Here is a 5,162-nt window from a genome sequence, read left to right as displayed (position 1 = left end):
TTCTTTGGCGACAAACAAAACCAATCCCAAGTTCCCGAAACTTCGTAAGCTCCAGAAGTTTCAATATGTACTTTTAAATTTTGAGCTTTTAGTTTAGAAGTCAACAATGTCATATCCCAAGTCAAAGGCTCTCCACCAGTTACTACGACCGTGTCAGCATATTTTTTGGCATTGGCAACAATAATATCGGTATTGGTAGGTGGATGTAATTCGGCATTCCAACTTTCTTTTACATCGCACCAATGACAACCCACATCGCAACCGCCAATTCTAATAAAATAAGCAGCCGTTCCTGTGTGATATCCTTCGCCTTGAATCGTGTAAAACTCCTCCATTAAAGGCAACATTTCGCCTTTTTCAACCGCTAACTGTGTTTCTTTTTGTAACATCTTAAAACTAAAATAGTCGGCAAAGATACAACTTGGAAGTTAGAATTTAAGAATATGAAGTTAGAAATTAATTTTACATAACCACTTGTTCTTGAAATTTCGTCCGATTTTACTACATTTGAAATTCAAAATACATCAAAATGAGCAAAACAGAAGATTTTAGCAAACATATAAACGAAGGTTACGCTTGTAAAGGCGAATTCATCACATTAGGCGGTGGGATTTTAGATGGCGAAGCGGTTCCAAACACACATGTGAACATTCCATTAAAAACCTTAAACCGTCACGGATTAATTGCAGGAGCAACGGGAACTGGAAAAACCAAAACCATTCAAGTGCTTTCGGAACAATTATCGCAAAATGGTATTCCTGTTTTAATGATGGATATTAAAGGAGATTTCTCTGGAATTGCGATGCCTGGAGAAGAAAAATCGTTTATTACAGAACGTCATGCTAAAATTTCGATTCCATACGAAACGAAAGCTTTTCCTGTGGAATTAATGACCATTTCAGAGCAAAATGGAGTTAGATTACGTGCTACGGTTTCTGAATTTGGACCTGTTTTATTCTCTCGAATTTTAGATTTAAATGATACGCAATCTGGCGTAGTTTCTATCATTTTTAAATATTGTGATGATAATAGTTTGCCATTATTGGATTTAAAAGATTTTAAAAAAGTACTTAATTACGCAACCGAAGAAGGAAAAGCCGAATTTGAAGCCGAATACGGAAGAATTTCAACCAGTTCAACAGGTTCGATTTTGAGAAAAGTTATCGAATTAGAACAACAAGGTGCGGAATTATTCTTTGGCGAAAAATCATTCGATATTCAAGATTTAATGCGAATTGACGAAAACGGAAATGGTTACGTGAACATCATGCGATTAACCGATATTCAAGACAAACCGAAATTATTTTCAACTTTCATGCTAAGTTTATTAGCCGAAATTTACAACACCATGCCCGAACAAGGCGATGCTGGACGCCCAGAATTAGTAATTTTCATTGACGAAGCGCATTTAATTTTTGATGAAGCAAGTAAGGCTTTATTAAATCAAATTGAAACGATTGTGAAATTAATTCGTTCGAAAGGAATTGGAGTGTATTTCATTACACAAAATCCGATGGATGTTCCAACTGGAGTTTTAGCGCAATTAGGTTTAAAAATTCAACATGCATTAAGAGCTTTCACTGCAAATGACAGAAAAGCAATCAAAATGACAGCCGAAAATTATCCCGACACTGATTTTTATGAAACGGATGAAGTGTTAACTTCATTAGGAATAGGAGAAGCTTTCGTTACCGCTTTAAGCGAAAAAGGAACACCAACGCCATTAGTAGCCACCATGATGCGCGCACCAATGAGTAGAATGGATGTTTTAACAGAAAGTGAAATTGAAGCAAGTATCGCAAAATCGAAATTAGCGAAAAAATATAACGAGGTTGTTGACAGAGATAGTGCTTACGAAATGCTAAATAAGAAAATTGCTGAAGCACAAGAAGTCGCAGCCGAACAAGAAGCAGAAAAACCAACCCGAAAAGCAAAAGAAGAACCAAGCACGGCTGAAGTAGTTGGAAAATCAATTACCAAAGTAGTTACGAGTGCGAGCTTTATCCGCGGCGCTTTTGGTTTATTAATGAAAATGTTTAAACGTTAATGAAAGGATTTATCACTATAGGATTACTGATACTTTCTAATGTTTTCATGACATTGGCTTGGTATGGACACTTAAAATTCAAAGAGTTAAAATGGTTTGAAAACGCTGGGTTAATCACTATTGTTTTAATCAGTTGGGGATTGGCTTTATTTGAATATTTCTTTCAAGTTCCGGCGAATAAAATTGGATATGAAGGCAATGGCGGTCCGTTTTCATTAATGCAATTAAAAGTGATTCAAGAAGTAATTACTTTAGTGATTTTTGTGATTTTCTCATTGGTTTTCTTTAAGAATGAAACTTTCAAATGGAATCACGCAGTAGGGTTTTGTTTTTTGGTATTGGCGGTTTATTTTATATTTAAGAAGTAAGAAATGAAAAAATATTTTATCCAAAAAGCACCATTTGTAGTTCCAACAACAGACGGGAAATTGATTGAAGAACATCACGGATTAGCAACTACAAATAATTCAGCGATTTCAATTGCGCACATGATGGCACCACCAGGTTGGAGCGAACCTTTTCAAACACCAGAATTTGATGAATACACTTATATCATAAAAGGGAAAAAGCAATTTATCATCGATGATGAAACAATAGTTTTAGAAGCAGGTCAATCGATAAAAATTGAGAAAAACACTCGCGTTCAATATTCAAATCCGTTTGATGAACCGTGTGAATATTTAGCAATTTGTACGCCTGCGTTTAGTATGGATTCAGTTAACAGAGAAGAATAAAAAAAGAGGCGATTGCCTCTTTTTATTTATTTTAATAACTCTAAAATCTTATTTTCTACTTCTTCCGAATTCCAATTTTCTTGAATATTATCCATTTTCAAAACTTCTTGCATGATTTCATTTTGAAAATCGCCAATTGCCATAGCTTCTGAATAAGGTTGTAAACTGAAAGTTACTCTACTATACAATGGCATCCATTTTTCAGGATGTTTGTCGGAAAACCATTTTTCGATTTTCTTTTGCAGTAAGAAATTGGTGTCGGCAGTTTTAGCACTCATTTCTTCAAAATTTCTTCTCGAAAGTTCAGCAATTGCATCTGCATTTGGTTTTCTTGAAATTTCGTAAGCTTTAAAAATTCGATCCCAATCGTCGCCATATTGTTGCATTAATTCATTCAGAATCGTAATATCTTCAAAACCTGCATTCATTCCGTGACCGTAAAAAGGGACAATTGCATGTGCAGAATCGCCAATTAAAGCAATTTTATCGTTAAATGTCCAAGGGAAACATTTCATAATTGCCAAATAACTGTTCGGATTTCTGAAAAAATCACGCACTAAATCTGGAATTACATCTTTTGTATCTGGAAAATAAGTGGCGAAAAACGAAACTAATTTTTCTTCATTAGTCAATGATTCGAAAGAATTTTCGCCTTCAATCGGCATGAACAAAGTACAAGTAAACGAATTGTCTAAATTAGCCAATCCCATCAACATGAAATTGCCTCTTGGCCAAATGTGTAACGAATGAATATCAATTTTTGGAGAACCATCTTCATTGGCTGGAATGTGTAATTCTTTGTAACCAATTTTCATGAACTCTTGCGAATAATCAAACATCGATTGACGTTGCATTCTGTGTCTAATTCTCGAAAAAGCACCATCGGCTCCGAAAACTTTATCGTATTTTAACTCGGTCCACTCGCCTTGTTCGGTTTCGCCTTCCCACAAAGTTGCTGTGGCTAAGGTTACATCCCAAATTTTACGTTCGAAGAAAAATTCTACACCTTCAGCTTCGGCCAAATCAACCATTTTTCTATTCAAAACGCCTCTTGACAATGAAAAAATAGCTTCACCTTCTTTTCCGTAATATTGATAATTCAGCTTTCCATCTTGTAAATGAATCGCCCTTTTATCTACTGGAATTCCGATTCTTCTAATTTCCTCATCTAACCCTACATCTTCCAATGCTTTCCAACCACGATTTGACATCACCAAATTAATGGAACGACCCGAAAACTCAACCGTTCTAATATCGGGACTTCTGTCGAAAACATGTACTGTATGTCCGGCTCTTTTTAAATAGATTGCCAATAAAGTTCCTACTAATCCAGAACCTACAACAGCAATTTTTTGTGGCGTTTGCATGAAGACTTTTGTAAAAATTTGGACTGCAAAAATACGGAATAATAAATTTTAATACCTGACTTTTATCAGATTTTTCATTTTGAATTTAAATTTTGTTTAATTATTTTTAATATTAGTTAAACAAAATGTATCTTTGAATAAAAATTGCTATGAGAAAGATTACTAAAGACGAATTGTTCTATATGTCAAAAGTGCCGCGACTGAACTTAGTCAATTGTGTTACCGGTTATAAATCCGCTAATTTAATTGGAACCGTTTCAACTGAAAGCGTTTTGAATGTTGCTGTTTTCAGCAGCGTAACGCATTTAGGAAGTGAACCACCTTTATTGGGATTCATTTTAAGACCTACGACGGTTCCAAGAGACACTTATAAAAACATAAAAGAAACCGGATATTTTACTGTAAATCATATTACCGAAGAAATGATTGCTGATGCGCATCATACGTCTTCAAGTTATGACGAATACATTTCAGAATTCGACAAAACGAACTTAGAACCCGAATTTATTGACGACTTGAAAGTTCCTTTCGTAAAAGGAAGTCCGGTACAATTGCTTTGCAAATATGTAAACGAATACAAAATTGAGGAAAACGATTGTATTCACATTATCGCTTCTATTGAAACTATTTATGCGGATGAAAACCTTTTTCATGATGACAATTGGATGCAATTGGATAGAGGAAATGTAGTAGCTATTAACGGTTTAGATGGTTATGCTCTTCCGAAACTATCCGACAGATTTCATTATGCGCGACCAGATAAACCTTCAACTTCGATGTTATAATGGCGCATAAAAAACTAAATCTTCCCGAAAAAATATGTAAAACCTGTCAACGTCCTTTTTCATGGCGAAAAAAATGGGAGAAAAACTGGGAAGAAGTTATGTATTGTAGTGATAAATGTAGAATGAACAAAAATTCAAAAGGAACACAGATTTGAAAAATAAGAGAAATCTTTAAAATCTTTTATGAACTTATTCAACAAAATAATTCTACTTAAAATCAACTTATATG

The 5,162-nt window shown here is 34.6% G+C and carries 7 protein-coding genes; 5 read left to right on the top strand and 2 right to left on the bottom strand.

Going from position 1 to position 5,162, the window contains the following annotated elements:
• On the bottom strand, positions 1 to 389 hold a 389-nt coding region (locus L6Q46_RS12650), incomplete at its 3' end, for a 7-carboxy-7-deazaguanine synthase QueE (RefSeq protein WP_291284607.1).
• A 140-nt stretch (positions 390 to 529) separates the two neighbouring features.
• Here L6Q46_RS12650 and L6Q46_RS12645 point away from each other — a divergent pair.
• The 3 genes from L6Q46_RS12645 to L6Q46_RS12635 are packed head-to-tail and all read left to right on the top strand — an operon-like array spanning position 530 to position 2,781.
• Positions 530 to 2,047, top strand: a complete 1,518-nt coding sequence (locus tag L6Q46_RS12645; RefSeq protein ID WP_291284606.1) for a helicase HerA-like domain-containing protein — start codon at positions 530 to 532, stop codon at positions 2,045 to 2,047.
• On the top strand, positions 2,047 to 2,415 hold the full coding sequence (locus L6Q46_RS12640) for a DMT family protein (RefSeq protein ID WP_291284605.1): 369 nt from the start codon (positions 2,047 to 2,049) through the stop codon (positions 2,413 to 2,415). The genes L6Q46_RS12645 and L6Q46_RS12640 overlap by 1 nt, the downstream gene beginning before the upstream one ends.
• A gap of 3 nt (positions 2,416 to 2,418) precedes the next feature.
• Positions 2,419 to 2,781: a cupin domain-containing protein gene (locus L6Q46_RS12635; RefSeq protein ID WP_291284604.1), complete on the top strand. Its 363-nt coding sequence runs from the start codon at positions 2,419 to 2,421 to the stop codon at positions 2,779 to 2,781.
• 26 nt (positions 2,782 to 2,807) lie between these two features.
• Here the strand turns inward: L6Q46_RS12635 and L6Q46_RS12630 are convergent, their stop codons facing one another.
• Entirely contained in the window at positions 2,808 to 4,148 is a 1,341-nt protein-coding gene (locus tag L6Q46_RS12630) for an NAD(P)/FAD-dependent oxidoreductase (RefSeq protein WP_291284603.1), read from the bottom strand.
• 149 nt (positions 4,149 to 4,297) lie between these two features.
• Between L6Q46_RS12630 and L6Q46_RS12625 the strand changes: the two genes are divergently transcribed.
• Together L6Q46_RS12625 and L6Q46_RS12620 are read left to right on the top strand one after the other, a co-directional pair.
• Complete coding sequence (locus tag L6Q46_RS12625; RefSeq protein WP_291284602.1) at positions 4,298 to 4,933, top strand: flavin reductase family protein; 636 nt, start codon at positions 4,298 to 4,300, stop codon at positions 4,931 to 4,933.
• Positions 4,933 to 5,088, top strand: coding sequence for a DUF2256 domain-containing protein (locus tag L6Q46_RS12620; RefSeq protein WP_291284601.1), 156 nt, complete (start codon positions 4,933 to 4,935; stop codon positions 5,086 to 5,088). The genes L6Q46_RS12625 and L6Q46_RS12620 overlap by 1 nt, the downstream gene beginning before the upstream one ends.
• Positions 5,089 to 5,162 lie beyond the last annotated feature (74 nt).

It is taken from the genome of Flavobacterium sp. (genome assembly GCF_023151265.1).
GTDB lineage: Bacteria > Bacteroidota > Bacteroidia > Flavobacteriales > Flavobacteriaceae > Flavobacterium.
This window is presented reverse-complemented; position numbering and strand designations above follow the sequence as displayed.

Excerpts from the sequence above, each read along its gene's own strand:
- L6Q46_RS12645 (WP_291284606.1), top strand. The coding sequence starts at position 530 with ATGAGCAAAACAGAAGATTTTAGCAAACATATAAACGAAGGTTACGCT.
- L6Q46_RS12640 (WP_291284605.1), top strand. The coding sequence starts at position 2,047 with ATGAAAGGATTTATCACTATAGGATTACTGATACTTTCTAATGTTTTC.
- L6Q46_RS12635 (WP_291284604.1), top strand. The coding sequence starts at position 2,419 with ATGAAAAAATATTTTATCCAAAAAGCACCATTTGTAGTTCCAACAACA.
- L6Q46_RS12630 (WP_291284603.1), bottom strand. The coding sequence starts at position 4,148 with ATGCAAACGCCACAAAAAATTGCTGTTGTAGGTTCTGGATTAGTAGGA.
- L6Q46_RS12625 (WP_291284602.1), top strand. The coding sequence starts at position 4,298 with ATGAGAAAGATTACTAAAGACGAATTGTTCTATATGTCAAAAGTGCCG.
- L6Q46_RS12620 (WP_291284601.1), top strand. The coding sequence starts at position 4,933 with ATGGCGCATAAAAAACTAAATCTTCCCGAAAAAATATGTAAAACCTGT.